Here is a 15,819-nt window from a genome sequence, read left to right as displayed (position 1 = left end):
CTATGTATGAGTAACAAAGTACTATAATGATAAACTTTTTATTATAGTACTTTTCTATTTAATAGAGTGAAATCATTGTTTTAGGAGGAAAAGTAAAATGATTAGGCAAGCCGTAGGTGCGGTCGTATTCCAACACAGTGAATTTTTATTGGTACATAAGGTGAAAATTAGCGACATAGATGGAGAATATGCTATGTCAAAGGGGGAATGGGATTTTCCTAAAGGTGAAGTGAAACATACAGATAATGATTTAGAGAGTGCTATTTTGAGAGAGCTGGAAGAAGAAACTGGATCTACAAAGTTTAAAGTTATAAAACAATTTGAAGATAAAATTTGCTTTGGCTTTCCTGAAGAACTCAAAATGAAAACTGGATATGAAGAGCAAGAAACTACTATGTTTTATGTAGAATATATAGGTGACAGAATAGATTTACATCCAAAAGATAATGAAATAAGTCAAGTTCAATTTTTTAAGATACAAGATGTATTGAGGGTTTTAAGTCATGATGATACAAAGAAATTTTTTGATGGGATAACGCAAAAAATATATTAATATCTTAATTGAGTGTGTTATTTGATAAATGTTTCAATAGCGTATTTACACACTTGACTTTTAATTCATGTAATTTATAATTAAAAACGGAATGAATTTTCATTCCTGGAAATTGAGGTGAGAAAAATGGCTAAAAATAAGCAAGAGGATATTTTTGATGCTGCTATAAAACTTTTCGCAGAGCGTGGTTACGATGGTACGACAATTCCGATGATCGCTGAAAAAGCAAATGTCGGCGCTGGTACTATTTATCGCTATTTTGAAAATAAAGAGGCACTCGTTAACTCATTATTTTCAAAAAGCATGCTACAGCTATCTGAAACAATAAAGACTGATTTTCCTGTTGAAGCAAATATTCGAGAACAGTTTAGTCATACGTATAACCGTTTATTTGAATTTGCGAGAAACAATGTGGATGCTTTTCTTTTTACAAATTCGCACTGTGATAGTTATTTTCTTGATGAACAGAGTAAGAAAATATTTGACGATTTTATAGGCTTCTTTATGAATATTATTGAAGATGGAATCGAAAAAGGTTTTCTTCGTCCATTGCCTATAATTGCTTTAATTATTATTGTATATCAACCACTTGAAAAATTAATAAAAGTAATGGCGACAGGGCAGTTAGAATACTCGAAAGAATTAGTAAAAGAATTGGAAGAAAGCTCTTGGAATGCTATTAGAATCATTTGATTCTATAGCTTTATAAGGACAGGAATGAACATTCATTCCTAAAAAAATATAAAAAACGATTACAGGAGATGATATATCTGTACAATTAATGGAATGAATATTCATTCCGCAGGGAGTGATTTAATAGAATTGAAAAATAATTTAATAGGATAATAGGAATGAACGTTCATTCCGAAATGATATTTTCAAAAACAGGGAATGAATATTCATTCTCTATGCACCATGAAACTTTAATAACAGGAGATGATTCAAATGAGCAAGCTAAAAAGTTGGAGAAGTTTATCTCTTCTATTATGGATAGTTATTACTATTGCAATGATCGTAACGATGCCTAATATGGATCAGTTAGTGAAGGAAAAAGGGCAAATCACGATTCCTAATACAGAACAAAGCAGTATTGCTGACAAGATGATAAAGGAGATGGATAAAGAAGGGGCTGAAAAGTATGAAATTATAGCTGTCTTTAATAGTGGAAGTAAGAAGGCTTTAACAAATGAGCAAAAAGAGGAAATAACGAAAACGATCAATGCCCTGCAAAATGAAAAAGAGCAATTAGGAATTAAGGAAGTCGTTTCACATTTAGATAATAAAGAACTGGAGAAACAATTAGTTTCTAAAGATAATACGACTATTTTAACGCAAATATCGGTAGATAAAAAACATGGTAAGATACCAAAAATTGTAAATAATCTTCATGAAAAAGTACAAACGAAAGGAGTTACAACGTACTTAACAGGAAGTGATTTAATAGCGGGTGATTTTCTTACATCCTCTCAAGAGGGCGTGAAAAAGACAGAAGTTATTTCGATCATTTTCATTCTTGTAGTATTAATCATTGTATTCCGTTCACCAGTTGTTCCGATTATTTCTCTTCTTACAGTTGGTGTTTCGTATTTAATTTCAATGGGGATTATTGCCCATCTTGTTGATCAATTTAATTTTCCGTTTTCAAACTTTACGCAAGTGTTTGTAGTTGTCGTCCTGTTTGGAGTAGGAACAGACTATAACATTTTATTATATACGAGATTTAAAGAAGAATTAAGTAAACAAGAAAATGCATATTTAGCTACGAAAGAAACGTTTAAATCGGCAGGTAAAACCGTTTTATATAGCGGGATAGCAGTACTAATTGGCTTTGCATCTCTTGCTTTAGCGAGTTTTAAATTATATCAATCTACTTCAGCCGTAGCAATTGGTGTCGCAGTACTACTACTCGTATTAACTACTTTAAATCCATTTTTTATGGTGCTTTTAGGAAAAGGAATGTTTTATCCAGTTAAAACATTTAAAGGTCATGAGGATAGTCGCTTATGGGGATTCTTTGCAAAAAATTCAGTAGCAAGACCATTTATCGCTTTAATTATCGTATTCGTGATATCGATTCCATTTGTATTAAAATATTCTAACACGCTTAATTACAATGATTTATTTGAAGTGGATAATAAATATGAATCAAAAATGGGGATTAACGTAATAGAAGAGCATTTTCCGCCTGGTTTTTCTTCACCAAGTACGTTAGTCATTCAATCGGATAAAAAGTTAGATGAGGCGACTTCTTTACAAACTTTAGATGAACTTACTGATAAAATCTCGAAAGTTAAAGGAGTCTCAGAAGTATATTCACCGACGCGTCCAACTGGAGATAAGATTAAAGAATTATATATAAATAAACAAGCCGGAGAATTGAATACAGGCTTAGGCGATGCAAATGGTGGCATAAAAGAAATTAATGAAGGATTAACTGATGCGAAAGATAAAATGGGTAGTAATGACTCAAATAGTCTTGCAAATGTTCAAAAGTTAATTGATGGAACGAACGAGGCTAAAAATGGAGTATCAGCATTAGGAACGGCCTTAAATCAATTATCGAATGGTATAAATGATGGAGTGCAAGGCGCGCAACAAATTGAGAGTGGATTAGCTTCATTAAACGAAAATGTTAATGTGTTATCCAATGCAACTTCACAGCTTCATGCTGGCTATGCACAGCTAGAAAAAGGTTTAAGTTCTTACGATCAATACTTCGGAAATATTTCGCAAGCGATTGATGGTGCGAAGAAAGGATACGAACAAATTGAAGCGTTAATGACCAATTTCATTCAAACAAAACCAGAATTAGCAAATGATCCTAATGTGCAGCAAACATTAGGAATTGCTAAAGAAGCTCAAAAACAATTAACTGGACTTTCAAAAGAATTAAATCAATTGGCGGTGCAGCATAAAGCAGCGATGAATTCATTTAAAGAAGCGAATCAATCGTTACTGAAAGTAGATAACGGTTTAAAAGAAATGAACAATGGAGTTACCAAGTTACAAAAAGGGGCTGCTGAGCTGAACAAAGGATTGAGCGAAGGGGCTAAAGGTTCAAAACAAATTGCGAACAAATCGGCTGACTTACAATCTGGATTAACGAAAATAAACGATGGGCAAGGACAGTTATTAACTGGACTGAAAGATTTACAAGAAAAGATGGGGCAATTGCAATCAGGTTTATCTAAAAGTACAGAGGGTTTAGGAAAAGTAAGTAACGGTCTAGGTGGCGCTCAAAAATATTTAGGAGAGCTAAATGAGTCGAAAAGCTCTGAGAAATTTTATATTCCGAAAGAAGTTTTAGAAGGAGAAGATTTCCAAAAAGCATTGAATACGTACATGTCACATGATAGAAAGACTGCTAAAATGACAATTATTTTAGACGTAAACCCGTATTCAAAAGAAGCGATGCCTATCATTCAAGAAATTAATAAAACGATAGATGGTACGTTAAAGGGAACAGAACTAAATGGTGCGAAAAAAGCAATTGGCGGGACAACAGCTAGAAACGTTGATTTAAAAGAAGTAACCGGGCAAGATTTCCTACGTACTGCTACGATTATGTTATTAGGGATTTCGCTTGTATTAATCGTGATTACACGCTCATTCTTAAACTCAATCTTTATTATTGGGTCGTTAATTTTAGCGTACTTTGCATCACTTGGTATAAGTGAACAAATTAGTGCACATGTATTAAACGTAGAGTCATTAAGCTGGAATGTTCCATTCTTTAGCTTCATTATGATTGTCGCTTTAGGAGTGGATTATAGCATCTTCGTTATGATGCGATACAATGAGCTAGAAGGGGATTCAGTAACGAAAATTGTAAATGCATCTCGTCACATAGGAGGAGTCGTATTATCAGCGGCACTTATTTTAGGAGGGACATTTGCAGCGTTAATTCCTTCAGGAGTATTGACACTTATACAAGTAGCATCCGTTGTTGGCGTTGCTCTTTTACTATTAGCTTTAATTGTAATGCCGATATTGTTACCTGCTTTAATAGGATTGACGAGTAAATTGAAGAGTTATAAAGAGAAAATAATAAATACGAAATAAGAAAAACCTGTAGGGAATGTTTTCTCTACAGGTTTTTTGTATATAAAATATGAAATGAAAAAATGATTCAATGTATTACAGAATGAGAAGCGAATAGGGATATTAGAAAGAGGTCGATGATATACAAAAAATAGCTAGGGGAATGGATAAAAACTATTCGATTTCGTTGTAGAAAGCTAATCAACCGTTGCTATTCATCCAGCTTCTACTATATAATAGCTATAGTCTGCAATAATTGAGTCGTAATATGCGATTTTTTAAGACAATCGGTGAGAAAACGCTGAAATAAGCGGTATTAGTAGGAGGACACAAATGATTACAGTAAGTAACGTTAGTTTGCGTTTCGCGGATCGCAAATTATTTGACTCCTCTATAAAACCTATATAAATCCAGTTATAACAACCCCTAGTTTGCGGTTCTGCTTTATTGAATCGTAAACTGGGGGTTTTTTAATGGTTAAAAAAAGTAAAACGAAAAGAAATTTCAGATTGTCTATGGAAGAATTAGATGTTCTCGGAGAATTGGAAGCAGCTGAGGAATATATCGAGAGTTGGGAGGAGGCTTTTGAACTTTTTCACAAAGCGGGCATTTTAAAAGGATTGAGGGAAGCGACTTTATTTCACTATCAAGCCCAATTGAAATCACTTTTAAGGTCATTACCTGTTGGAATTAAGCCATACGAGGTAACGAAAGAACATATAGAGGATGCTATTGTATTCTGTAAAGTAAAAAGAAATTTGCAGCCATCAACAATCAACATTGTAATAAGGGCAAATAAAACATTTTTTAAATTTCTATTTGAGAACAAACACATCCCCATAAATCCAATAAAAGATATTAAAAAATTAAAAACTCGTACAAAAGAGGTTGAAGTTCTTACGCTAAAACAGCTTAAAACTTTACTTTCTAAGGTAGAATGCGAAGTGTGGTCGATTATATCGAAGGGTTAGACGTATGTAACGACTGTATGGCGCTTATAGGTAGTGGCGTGAGAGTACAACGGGCTACGGATATAGAGAATGGTAATACGGTACAAGAGGCACGTATAGGCTCAAAGATACTTTACATTACAGAGTGTTCTGAATGCGGTGTAAGATTAAATTCGAAGATTACTAAACGATGTAGCACTTGTAAAAAGGAATTTATTAGGGTGCATGGTCAGAATAGACGGGCAAGAATTAAAGCATTGCCACACACATTAACGGTTAAAGAAAAATTAGAAATTATGGCACGCGGTTGCTTTGTAACTGGCGAGAAGGATATCGATAAACTAGCACTAGACCACCTTGTCCCGATTGTATGGGGATGGGGTGGTACAACAAAGGCGAATTGTATAGCGTTGCGTCGTGATTTAAACGCTAGTAAACACGCGTCAAACGTATTTGAGTGGCTAAAACGTGAAGATATCCGAGCAATAGCAGATATGGAGCGAGTACACGACGAACTAGAGTTAAAGGCGCAACAAAACGGCATCACATACGAAGATTTAGAGATAGATATGTATTGGTACGAAGCGAATAAAAGAGAGGTCGAAGGTGTTAAGGTTGCGGAGAAAGAGCCTCAATTGCAATTTACAGCCGAAGGACTGGCACTTTTAAAGGATGTTGCAAAACAATGATAAAAGAAACTATTAATCTATCAATATCGGCGCTATTATTGTACTTGAATAGGCGCTACATTATGTCTTGATGGCGCTTCGTATGATACGCGGTACACATAGGCTCATTTAATGCGCTGAAAATCGGAATGAATCCGAAGGAGGTAGCGCAGACACTAGACAGAAACGCAGAACGAGCGGTAAAAATTCAAATGAGGGATGTAGAAATGGGTGGAAACATCGAGGTATTAGAGTACACGTATAACGCACCTGCGGCAACGGTGAGTGTAACATATAAGGACGGCGTTTTGTACACCGCAACGCATATAGGGACACAAAGGAAGGGAAATAATTACGGCGGAGCTTAAACAGGAGGCAGCATAGTGTGGCGTATAGTTTTTACAAGAAAGATCAGGAGCGCGCATTTGTAAAAATGTGTATTTATTAGAACGTGCATTCGTGTTGTGCGGAAAAATATAGACCTATATAATATTAATTGTAAAGCAATCGGCTCACCACTGGCGCAAGATATACGCAGCCATGCCGATAATATAAATCACCACAGGACGGCAATAGCCGTTATACAGAAAGGCACAGGATTAACCACCCTAGCGCTTTTCATTTTATATGGATGTAATTAATTAGGGATACTGAGGAAAGAGAGGGGTTTACATGCTTCGAATTAAGATTAAGAAGGGGCGGAAACCGTCTATTATATTACTTACGCTGGCTTTATTCGCATTGTGGCTGCTGAATGTATCGGGTAACTTTTACATACAATTATTTTCGGCACTATTCGCCTTATCTGTCATAGCCGCACAGCTTACGGAAACGGCGTTACGCTGTCGAGATAAGAGAGTATAACGATAATAGGTAATAATAATAGTAATAAGTGATAGCGTGAGAGGGGCGATGTGTAATGGCATTGCCTCTTTTTTATGCGCATTTCTTCGTTAATATCCATTGTTTTAACATTTGCATGCGCCTTTTCTTCGATGTCTAGCAGTTGTGTACGCACTTCTTTCGCGAATAAAAAAAAGAGCGCCATTTATGCGCCCTGTTCCTCTTATTTAACTTAAAGAATCAATAGGTTTATGGTGGAACTCAAATCCATATCCAGATTCTCCTAATTGTTCACTTACAATGTTATAAAACTTTTTCCCATAAAAACTAGGTTCATTCTGCGAATACACTTGTATAATGAATTGTGTTCTTCCTATTGTACTGGGAACTTTTTCATGGATTTCATCACTTTCAATGAATCCTAAATATGTATTGATTTTGTCTTGTAGAAGTAAAATGTGCTCATCGTCAAGTTCTTCGCTTTTATTCCACTCTAAAGCATCAAAGATTGTTAAGTACACATTATCTTTATTATCCTCGTCTATTAAAACTAAATCGACTTGATCCGTATCATGTAATGCCATATAAAAGCCTCCTTATTCTTCTTTTCTTATTACATTTATTTTCGTTGGTGGAATCTCTTCTAAATGTTCAAATGGTGGTTTGTTCCTACTTTTAACAATTGCACCTGATTCCGCAATTTCGGGGAAGGCTTTTTTCTGATTTTTAGTAAGGGGTGCAGTAGGTGACGATTTTAACTCCACTAAGTCAATCTTACCATTTGCGTCCTTGCCTCCTATATCTATACGAGTGCGTACGCCCGATTTTGTTTGTACGGTTATTTGTTCATTCAATTCAGATTTAGGTTTTTGTTGTTTTATAACCTCGAACATTTTTACATGAGCACGCTATTGTTATATAAAATGACGTTTCTAGTGCGATTGGTCAGCCATTAGCCGAGTTAATCCCCGACAGTGTATTCGAATTGATACAAGCAGAAAACGAAGGCCTAAACGTAACGGGCCGCGGGATCGGTTGGACTGTTTAACGAAGCGTATAAGAAACGTATGAAATAAATAACGCAACTTGACGGAGATCCTACGGGGTTTCCATCTCTTTTTTGTATGCAACAGGAAACGTCGCCGAGAAATTACGTTGTTAGATACTTTAATGGTAGCAATTCTTGTGATTATATTGCTGGTGTTTAGCGTCTTAAATTATTAATGGATTTTAGAGGAGATTTTTAAATAATTCTTTAAAAAAAGTAATAAAACAACTTATATCATAATTATAAGTTGTAATGATAAGCATGTTCTAGTAGAATTGTTTACAGATGAAAATAAAGGAATCGTAAATTACGGATTTCTGTTAAAATTGGAGAAGGGTTGAGAAACCCTAGGTATTAGTAGGAGGACACAAATGATTACAGTAAGTAACGTTAGTTTGCGTTTCGCGGATCGCAAATTATTTGAAGATGTTAACATAAAATTCACGCCAGGTAATTGCTACGGTTTAATTGGAGCAAACGGTGCTGGTAAATCAACATTTCTAAAGATTTTATCTGGAGAAATTGACCAATCAACGGGTGACATACATATTACGCCAGGTGAGCGTCTAGCAGTATTAAAACAGAATCACTTCGAATATGAAGAATTCCCTGCACTAGAAACAGTAATGATGGGTCACACACGTCTTTATAAAGTAATGCAAGAGAAAAATGCAATTTACATGAAAGAAGACTTTAGTGATGAAGATGGCATGCGTGCTGCAGAACTTGAAGGTGAGTTCGCTGAGCTAAACGGTTGGGAAGCTGAGTCAGAAGCTGCAATCCTTCTAAAAGGATTAGGTATTGGTGAAGATATTCATGATAAAAAGATGTCTGAATTAACAGGGGCAGAGAAAGTAAAAGTATTACTTGCTCAAGCTTTATTCGGTCAACCTGACATTCTATTACTAGATGAGCCTACCAACCATTTGGACTTAAAAGCGATTCAATGGTTAGAAAACTTCTTAATGAACTTTGAAAATACAGTTATCGTTGTATCCCATGACCGTCACTTCTTAAATAAAGTATGTACGCACATGGCTGACCTTGATTTCGGTAAAATTCAATTATACGTTGGTAACTATGACTTCTGGTATGAATCAAGCCAATTAGCATTAAAACTAACGCAAGATTCTAACAAGAAAAAAGAAGAAAAAGTAAAAGAGTTACAAAACTTTATTGCACGCTTTAGCTCAAATGCATCTAAAGCGAAACAGGCAACTTCTCGTAAAAAATTGTTAGATAAAATTACATTAGATGATATTAGACCATCATCACGTCGTTATCCGTTCGTTGGTTTCACACCAGAACGTGAAGTAGGAAATGACCTATTAACAGTTGAAGGTATTTCGAAAACGATTGATGGCGAAAAAATATTAGATAATGTGAACTTCACTTTAAATAAAGGTGATAAAGTTGCATTTATCGGACGTAACGATATTGCGATGACAACATTATTTAAAATTCTTATGGGTGAAATGGAGCCAGATAGCGGTTCATTCAAATGGGGTGTAACAACATCTCAAGCTCATTTCCCAAGAGATAACTCTGAGTACTTCGAGAACAGTGATTACACTTTAATTGATTGGTTACGTCAGTTCTCTCCACAAGATGAGTCAGAAAGTTTCTTACGTGGTTTCTTAGGCCGTATGCTATTCTCTGGTGAAGAAGTAAAGAAAAATGTTTCTGTTTTATCTGGAGGAGAAAAAGTTCGTTGTATGTTATCTAAAATGATGTTAAGCGGTGCAAACGTATTAACACTTGATGATCCGACGAACCATTTAGACCTTGAGTCTATTACAGCATTAAACAACGGTTTAATCACATTTAAAGGAACATTACTATTTACATCTCATGACCATCAGTTCGTACAAACAATTGCAAACCGTATTATCGAAGTAACGCCAAACGGTGTAGTTGATAAGGTAGCAACGTATGATGAGTTCTTAGAAAGTCAAGAACTTCAAAAACAAGTTGATGCAATGTACAAAGGTCAATAATAAATGATTAAAACCCTCGCTTTCTTTTATGAGAGCGGGGGTTTTTTAAGTAAACAAATATTCGTTTTAATATAAAGTGGGGGGGAGGATTAAAATGAATAATTATTCAAAAATAACATTAGCGATGGTAAGAAATTTTTGAAACGTGGATAAACCCTGAAATGATGAAGAAATGGTTTTTTACATTGGAAGGGACGGATAAAGTAACGGGAAATACTCCTGAAGTAGGAGGGAGTTGGGAAACTATTGATCATCGTGGCGGAAAAGATTATGGAGTAATTGGGGAATATATCGAAATGAATCGTCCTAAAAAAAATTAGTATTTATATTAAAAACGCCGCAGTTTAGTGAATTATTAGATAAAATCACAGTTGAAATAAAAGAGAAACAACAAGGATTTAAAATGATATTTTCACAAAATATAATCGTTGCTCATGAAGAAGATTGGACAAAATATGATGTTGAAAAAGCTTTAAAGGGGTGTCAGGATGGCTCTGATCATGGTTGGAATGTAATATTCATGGGACTGAAAGAATTGGCTAAAAGAAGAGGGGATAGCTACAAAGGATGATAAACGGTAGTCGAAAAAGTGTAGTTTGAGCAAATTGCCCAAACTACATTTTTTATTTTATGAAATTGGGTAGTTTACATGAATGTACCAAAATTGGAGATAGGTTAGTTTGCAAATGAGGAAATAAAGGATTATAGTTTGTGGAGTCATAATTAGTGGATGAGCCTTGGGAGAAAACAGGAAATGTTACAAATGTGTTTTGTTAAATAGAAACCAAGGTCAAAATGTTTAAAAAGAAATAGTTGAATAAATAAAAGCTACAAATTATAATTACTAATATTCTTCATATAGTTAAACAAATAAAATCTATTTGAAGAAGAAAAATTGAATAGAGAGACAGACTTATATAAAATAAGCCTTGGATGATCAAAAGAGGTGGAGAGATGCAACAATTTTTATTGAAGAGTAAACGAGTATTAAGTAATCATTTTGGATTTTTCGTATTTGCTGTTATTTTACTTTGGTTAAAAACATATGCCGCATATGTGACAGAATTTAATTTAGGGATATCGAACACAATCCAAAAGTTCTTACTGTTTTTCAACCCGTTAAGCTCAGCAGTTCTATTTTTAGGGCTCGCATTATTCGCAAAAGGGAAACGAGCTTACATTTGGTTAATTATTATTAATTTGCTAATGTCTATACTTTTATACGCAAACGTAGTATATTATCGCTTTTTCAGCGACTTTATTACGTTCCCGACATTAACACAATCGAATAACTTTGGAGATTTAGGTGGTAGTATTTTTGCATTGCTACACTTATATGATCCACTATATTTCTTAGATACAATCATTTTAATTGTTTTAGTCGCAACGAAATTTGTAAATCCTAAACCAATCCGTGTTGCGAAGCATAAATTATCTCTAGTATTTGTAGCAGGTATTTTATTATTTAGCGTTAACTTAGGTCTGGCAGAATCTGACCGTCCTGAATTGTTAACAAGAACATTTGACCGCAATTATATCGTGAAATATTTAGGGGCGTACAACTTTACGATTTATGATGGTATTCAAAGTGCGAAAGCATCAACAGAACGAGCATTAGCGGATGGAGATAATATGACAGAAGTTAGAAACTATCTTTCATCAACTTATGCAAGTCCAAACCCTGAGTATTTCGGTAAAGGAAAAGGAATGAACGTAATTTATATTCATTTAGAGTCATTCCAAAACTTTTTACTAAACTACAAGCTAAATGGTCAAGAGGTTACACCATTCTTAAACTCATTTACAAAAGATGCGAATACGTTATACTTTGATAACTTCTTCCATCAAACAGGACAGGGGAAAACATCTGATGCGGAGTTCATGTTAGAGAACTCAATGTTTGGATTACCACAAGGATCTGTTTTTACAAATAAAGCTCATAACACGTATCAATCAGCACCGGCTATTTTAGGACAACAAGGATACACATCAGCAGTGTTCCACGGTAACTACAAAACATTCTGGAACCGTGATGAAGTTTATAAATCATTTGGTTTTAATAAATTCTTTGATGCGTCATACTACGATATGAATGAAAAAGATGTAGTAAACTATGGCTTAAAAGATAAACCGTTCTTTAATGAATCAATTCCGTTATTACAAACGTTGAAACAACCGTTCTATACGAAGTTCATTACGTTATCGAACCATTTCCCTTATCCGATTGATAAAGCGGAAGCAACGATTGAACCAGCTAAAACAGGTGATTCATCAGTAGATACGTACTTCCAAACAGCACGCTATTTAGATGAATCTGTAAAAGGATTCATTGATTACTTGAAACAATCTGGTCTATACGATAACTCAATTATCGTTATGTACGGTGATCATTACGGTATTTCAGATAATCATAGTGCAGCAATGTCTCAAATAATGGGTAAAGAAATGAACGCATTTGAAAATGCTCAATTACAACGTGTACCATTAATCATTCGCGTACCAGGAATGGAAGGCGGCGTACAACATCAATACGGCGGAGAAATTGACGTTCTTCCAACGTTACTACACTTACTAGGTACAGATACGAAAAATTATGTCCAATTCGGATCAGATTTATTATCACCAGAGCATAAACAAGTCGTTCCGTTCCGTAACGGTAACTACGTAAGCCCAACAGTTACTGCACTTAACGGCAAATACTATGATACAGTGACTGGGAAACCTGTAGAATTTACAGATGAAATAAAACAAAATGAGCAAATGGTTCAAAAATCACTAAAATACTCCGACCAAGTTGTTAACGGTGACTTATTACGATTCTACACACCAGAAGGATTTACACCGGTAGAACCTTCTAAATATAACTATAACAATCGTGATAAAGATAAAACGAAGGTGAAGACGACTGAAGACGGGGAAACGAAATAAATAATAAAAAATCCTACTCGTATAGAAAACGAGTAGGATTTTTTGTTTTAAGATTTACTTTCGGATTTTTGGAGTGCTACTTTTTCAGGCATAAAACATGCAATAATCAAAGCTACAAAGGATAAGACTAACATAAATACGTAGGCATCACTTGAGCTGAAGATAGAAGCTAATTTCGTTACTTGCATAGCTGATATGCTTCCGTTCTCACTAGATAACTGTGAAGTATGTGAAGTGGATTGAATTGTATACACAGTAATAATGACTGCTGTTCCTATAGCACCTGCTAATTGACGTACGGTATTATTCACTGCGGAACCATGTGAACCCAGTTCTCTTGGTAAAGCGTTTAAACCTGCTGTATTTAAAGGCATCGAAATGAAACTTAGTCCAATGCGTAGAATAATGGTACGAACCGTTAAATGCATATAAGTGGTGGATTCGGTCAAATCAATTACATCCCACATCGATATAATGATACATATTAAACCTATAATAAAGAGTGGTTTTGCCCCATATTTATCAAACATTTTACCCGTGATAGGTGATAAGAATGCATTAATTACAGCTCCAGGTAATAGAAGTAAACCTGATTCAAAAGCAGTGAAACCTCGTCCATTTTGCAAGTAAATCGGCAAAAGAATTAAATCAGCATACATAATCATCGTAATGAGTACGTTAATGACTGATGTAAGAGTGAAAATTTTATACTTAAATACGGATAAATTTAATAGTGGATCGCTAGACTTTATTTGACGTAAACAGAATAGAGTTGTAACAATTATTCCTATGATAATTGTAGTAATAACAACTGGATGATCCCATCCTTTACTTCCTGCGCTACTAAATCCGAATATAATACAACCAAAGCCAATCGTTGATAAAATGACACTTACGATGTCTAATTTTGCTTTTGTTGTTTCAGCAACATTCATTAAATATTTAAGTGCGAGAATAATAACGATGCATACAAAGGGAGCTAATCCAATAAATAGCCATCTCCATGATACATATTCAATAATAAAGCCAGATAATGTTGGAGCGATGGCTGGCGCAAAAATTATGGCGAAACCGATGGTTCCCATAATACTTCCACGTTTTTCACTAGGGTATAAATATAAAATAACTGTCATCATTAGTGGCATAATAATTCCTGCTCCAACTGCTTGAATCATTCTTCCTGTTAACAAAATGCCAAAATTCATGGCGCATGCACAAAGAACAGTCCCGATAAACAAAGAGAGCATCGAGCAAATAAACAGTTGCCTTGTTGTAAATCGTTTCATTAAAAATGCAGTAATTGGCACTAGAACGCCATTTATGAGCATAAAGCCTGTTGATAGCCATTGTACGGTTGCAGCTGTAACATCAAATACTTCCATTAAATTACTCATCGCTACATTTAATAGCGTCTGATTTAATGTTGATAAAAAACAACCGGAAATGAGCACAATTAATATAATTTTTTTATTTCTTTCTGATATTTCCTTTTGCATTGGTAAACTCCTTCATTGTTGTCTTGATTTATCGACATTGTGTCGATAAAATTAATGGTAACAAAATAAATTTTCTTTGACCATGAACAGTTTTGTTGAAAATGTTCACTACTCGACATAGAAGGTATGCACTGTCGAGTAAGTAAAGAGAAAATCTATAAAGGAGTTTCAAAATGTCTACACCTAAAAAAGAAGATCCTCGTACAGTTCGTTCAAGAGAAATGTTTAAAAATGCTGTTTTTTCTCTCCTATGTGAGAATCCTAGTATTTCAAGTTTAACGGTTCAGAAAGTCGCAACAAAAGCAGGATTAAACCGAACAACCTTTTACTTACATTATCAAGATATTCAAGATTTACTAGACCAAATCACGAATGAGATTTCAAATGAACTTTCAAATAAAATAGCTGATTTAATACATGCAAAAGATTTATCAGAAAAACAAAAGCTAACACAATTACTTGATTATTTATATATCCATCGAAATTATTTATTTATATTATTTAAAATGAATCAATTTGAGGAGCAACTATTTTTATTTTTAAAAGAGTTAATAGAAACGAGAAGAGAGAATACGAAAAAGGATTTGCCTGATGATTATGTTGCGGTTGATATTAAAACAGCTTCATTGGTAGGTATTATCATGTGGTGGATAAGGAATGGACTTCACTTTAGTTCAGATTATATCGCAAATCAAATTTATTTTATGTATAAAGGGTAATAAATGCAAACAATTTATCCGTATTAAAAAAAGATTTAAATAACCTAGTATAATTTAAAGTGTCGGGATTAATAAAAATTTATAAAACAAAAGATCCAGAGATAGAAGGGGGATATGCATGAATTTTCAAAATGAAAAAATATCATTACATTTAGAGGTTGTAAATTACCAATATGCAGATGCAAAAGACGAGTGTGATAGAAATTGGTTAAGAGTAAAAGCGAAACTATCAGAAGAAAATAAAGTTTTTGAAACGATGGATCCTTTTTTACAAACATACGATTTACAGTACATGATAAAATGGTTTGAATCTTTACCAAACCCTACATATAACGAACTAGATTTCATAGAACCAAATTTAGCGTTTGAATTTATGGGGGGAAAAGCAGGCGAGTTTAACATTGTTATTCGCTTATCGCTGGAACTTAACCCCACATGGTGTAAGGAAGAAGAATACGAATTTTCTATCGGTATAACTCAAGAGGATAGGGAGAATATTATTTGTTCTATTGAAGAGCAACAAAGGAAATTCCCAAAACGATAAAAAAAGACTTGATAACCTACAAGAGGGAATCA

15 protein-coding genes and 1 pseudogene are annotated in these 15,819 nt (G+C 34.4%); 12 read left to right on the top strand and 4 right to left on the bottom strand.

Features of this window, described 5'->3' with window-relative positions; genetic code table 11:
- Positions 1–97: 97 nt before the first annotated feature.
- From MR066_RS02215 to MR066_RS02190, 6 genes and pseudogenes are all read left to right on the top strand, one after another.
- Complete coding sequence (locus MR066_RS02215) at positions 98–553, top strand: NUDIX domain-containing protein (protein ID WP_242245782.1); 456 nt, start codon at positions 98–100, stop codon at positions 551–553.
- A gap of 126 nt (positions 554–679) precedes the next feature.
- Positions 680–1,246 carry a TetR/AcrR family transcriptional regulator gene (locus tag MR066_RS02210; RefSeq protein ID WP_002013443.1) on the top strand — a complete coding sequence of 189 codons (567 nt, stop codon included), beginning with the start codon at positions 680–682 and terminating at the stop codon, positions 1,244–1,246.
- A 252-nt stretch (positions 1,247–1,498) separates the two neighbouring features.
- A complete protein-coding gene (locus tag MR066_RS02205; RefSeq protein ID WP_242245781.1) occupies positions 1,499–4,615 on the top strand; it encodes an MMPL family transporter in 3,117 nt (1,038 codons plus the stop codon).
- Positions 4,616–5,067: 452 nt separating this feature from the next.
- Positions 5,068–5,547, top strand: a pseudogene (locus tag MR066_RS02200) (tyrosine-type recombinase/integrase); the annotation flags it as partial.
- Positions 5,541–6,233, top strand: a complete 693-nt coding sequence (locus MR066_RS02195; protein ID WP_033709213.1) for a hypothetical protein — start codon at positions 5,541–5,543, stop codon at positions 6,231–6,233. The pseudogene MR066_RS02200 and the gene MR066_RS02195, both read left to right, overlap by 7 nt.
- A gap of 128 nt (positions 6,234–6,361) precedes the next feature.
- Positions 6,362–6,580: a hypothetical protein gene (locus tag MR066_RS02190; protein WP_242245779.1), complete on the top strand. Its 219-nt coding sequence runs from the start codon at positions 6,362–6,364 to the stop codon at positions 6,578–6,580.
- Positions 6,581–7,035: 455 nt separating this feature from the next.
- Here MR066_RS02190 and MR066_RS02185 read toward each other — a convergent pair whose 3' ends face one another.
- The 3 genes from MR066_RS02185 to MR066_RS02175 are packed head-to-tail and all read right to left on the bottom strand — an operon-like array spanning position 7,036 to position 7,948.
- On the bottom strand, positions 7,036–7,260 hold the full coding sequence (locus tag MR066_RS02185; RefSeq protein WP_002032773.1) for a hypothetical protein: 225 nt from the start codon (positions 7,258–7,260) through the stop codon (positions 7,036–7,038).
- 22 nt (positions 7,261–7,282) lie between these two features.
- Positions 7,283–7,639 carry a DUF6572 domain-containing protein gene (locus MR066_RS02180; RefSeq protein ID WP_002142229.1) on the bottom strand — a complete coding sequence of 119 codons (357 nt, stop codon included), beginning with the start codon at positions 7,637–7,639 and terminating at the stop codon, positions 7,283–7,285.
- 12 nt (positions 7,640–7,651) lie between these two features.
- Positions 7,652–7,948, bottom strand: a complete 297-nt coding sequence (locus MR066_RS02175; protein ID WP_033702155.1) for a hypothetical protein — start codon at positions 7,946–7,948, stop codon at positions 7,652–7,654.
- A gap of 526 nt (positions 7,949–8,474) precedes the next feature.
- Here MR066_RS02175 and MR066_RS02170 point away from each other — a divergent pair.
- The 4 genes from MR066_RS02170 (at position 8,475) to ltaS (ending at position 13,028) form a co-directional block, all read left to right on the top strand.
- Positions 8,475–10,100, top strand: a complete 1,626-nt coding sequence (locus tag MR066_RS02170) for an ABC-F family ATP-binding cassette domain-containing protein (RefSeq protein ID WP_002032778.1) — start codon at positions 8,475–8,477, stop codon at positions 10,098–10,100.
- Positions 10,101–10,261: 161 nt separating this feature from the next.
- Complete coding sequence (locus MR066_RS02165; RefSeq protein ID WP_002032780.1) at positions 10,262–10,420, top strand: SRPBCC family protein; 159 nt, start codon at positions 10,262–10,264, stop codon at positions 10,418–10,420.
- A gap of 83 nt (positions 10,421–10,503) precedes the next feature.
- Positions 10,504–10,671, top strand: coding sequence for an ATPase (locus tag MR066_RS02160; protein ID WP_242245778.1), 168 nt, complete (start codon positions 10,504–10,506; stop codon positions 10,669–10,671).
- A gap of 383 nt (positions 10,672–11,054) precedes the next feature.
- Positions 11,055–13,028, top strand: a complete 1,974-nt coding sequence (gene ltaS, locus MR066_RS02155; RefSeq protein ID WP_242245777.1) for a lipoteichoic acid synthase — start codon at positions 11,055–11,057, stop codon at positions 13,026–13,028.
- Between the two features lie 47 nt (positions 13,029–13,075).
- Here the strand turns inward: ltaS and MR066_RS02150 are convergent, their stop codons facing one another.
- Positions 13,076–14,524: a DHA2 family efflux MFS transporter permease subunit gene (locus MR066_RS02150; RefSeq protein ID WP_242245776.1), complete on the bottom strand. Its 1,449-nt coding sequence runs from the start codon at positions 14,522–14,524 to the stop codon at positions 13,076–13,078.
- 173 nt (positions 14,525–14,697) lie between these two features.
- On the opposite strand from MR066_RS02150, the gene MR066_RS02145 reads away from it, so the two are divergent.
- Entirely contained in the window at positions 14,698–15,243 is a 546-nt protein-coding gene (locus tag MR066_RS02145) for a TetR/AcrR family transcriptional regulator (RefSeq protein ID WP_002013396.1), read from the top strand.
- Positions 15,244–15,361: 118 nt separating this feature from the next.
- Entirely contained in the window at positions 15,362–15,787 is a 426-nt protein-coding gene (locus tag MR066_RS02140; RefSeq protein ID WP_242245775.1) for a WapI family immunity protein, read from the top strand.
- Positions 15,788–15,819: the final 32 nt, after the last annotated feature.

Source organism: Bacillus cereus group sp. BfR-BA-01523 (genome assembly GCF_022662615.1).
GTDB lineage: Bacteria > Bacillota > Bacilli > Bacillales > Bacillaceae_G > Bacillus_A > Bacillus_A mycoides.
This window is presented reverse-complemented; position numbering and strand designations above follow the sequence as displayed.

What these genes read in the sequence shown, in the direction of transcription:
- MR066_RS02145 (WP_002013396.1), top strand. Translation starts at nt 14,698, where the DNA reads ATGTCTACACCTAAAAAAGAAGATCCTCGTACAGTTCGTTCAAGAGAA.
- MR066_RS02205 (WP_242245781.1), top strand. Translation starts at nt 1,499, where the DNA reads ATGAGCAAGCTAAAAAGTTGGAGAAGTTTATCTCTTCTATTATGGATA.
- MR066_RS02150 (WP_242245776.1), bottom strand. Translation starts at nt 14,524, where the DNA reads ATGCAAAAGGAAATATCAGAAAGAAATAAAAAAATTATATTAATTGTG.
- ltaS (WP_242245777.1), top strand. Translation starts at nt 11,055, where the DNA reads ATGCAACAATTTTTATTGAAGAGTAAACGAGTATTAAGTAATCATTTT.
- MR066_RS02190 (WP_242245779.1), top strand. Translation starts at nt 6,362, where the DNA reads ATGAATCCGAAGGAGGTAGCGCAGACACTAGACAGAAACGCAGAACGA.
- MR066_RS02180 (WP_002142229.1), bottom strand. Translation starts at nt 7,639, where the DNA reads ATGGCATTACATGATACGGATCAAGTCGATTTAGTTTTAATAGACGAG.
- MR066_RS02160 (WP_242245778.1), top strand. Translation starts at nt 10,504, where the DNA reads ATGATATTTTCACAAAATATAATCGTTGCTCATGAAGAAGATTGGACA.
- MR066_RS02210 (WP_002013443.1), top strand. Translation starts at nt 680, where the DNA reads ATGGCTAAAAATAAGCAAGAGGATATTTTTGATGCTGCTATAAAACTT.
- MR066_RS02185 (WP_002032773.1), bottom strand. Translation starts at nt 7,260, where the DNA reads ATGGCGCTCTTTTTTTTATTCGCGAAAGAAGTGCGTACACAACTGCTA.
- MR066_RS02165 (WP_002032780.1), top strand. Translation starts at nt 10,262, where the DNA reads ATGATGAAGAAATGGTTTTTTACATTGGAAGGGACGGATAAAGTAACG.
- MR066_RS02215 (WP_242245782.1), top strand. Translation starts at nt 98, where the DNA reads ATGATTAGGCAAGCCGTAGGTGCGGTCGTATTCCAACACAGTGAATTT.
- MR066_RS02175 (WP_033702155.1), bottom strand. Translation starts at nt 7,948, where the DNA reads ATGTTCGAGGTTATAAAACAACAAAAACCTAAATCTGAATTGAATGAA.
- MR066_RS02170 (WP_002032778.1), top strand. Translation starts at nt 8,475, where the DNA reads ATGATTACAGTAAGTAACGTTAGTTTGCGTTTCGCGGATCGCAAATTA.
- MR066_RS02140 (WP_242245775.1), top strand. Translation starts at nt 15,362, where the DNA reads ATGAATTTTCAAAATGAAAAAATATCATTACATTTAGAGGTTGTAAAT.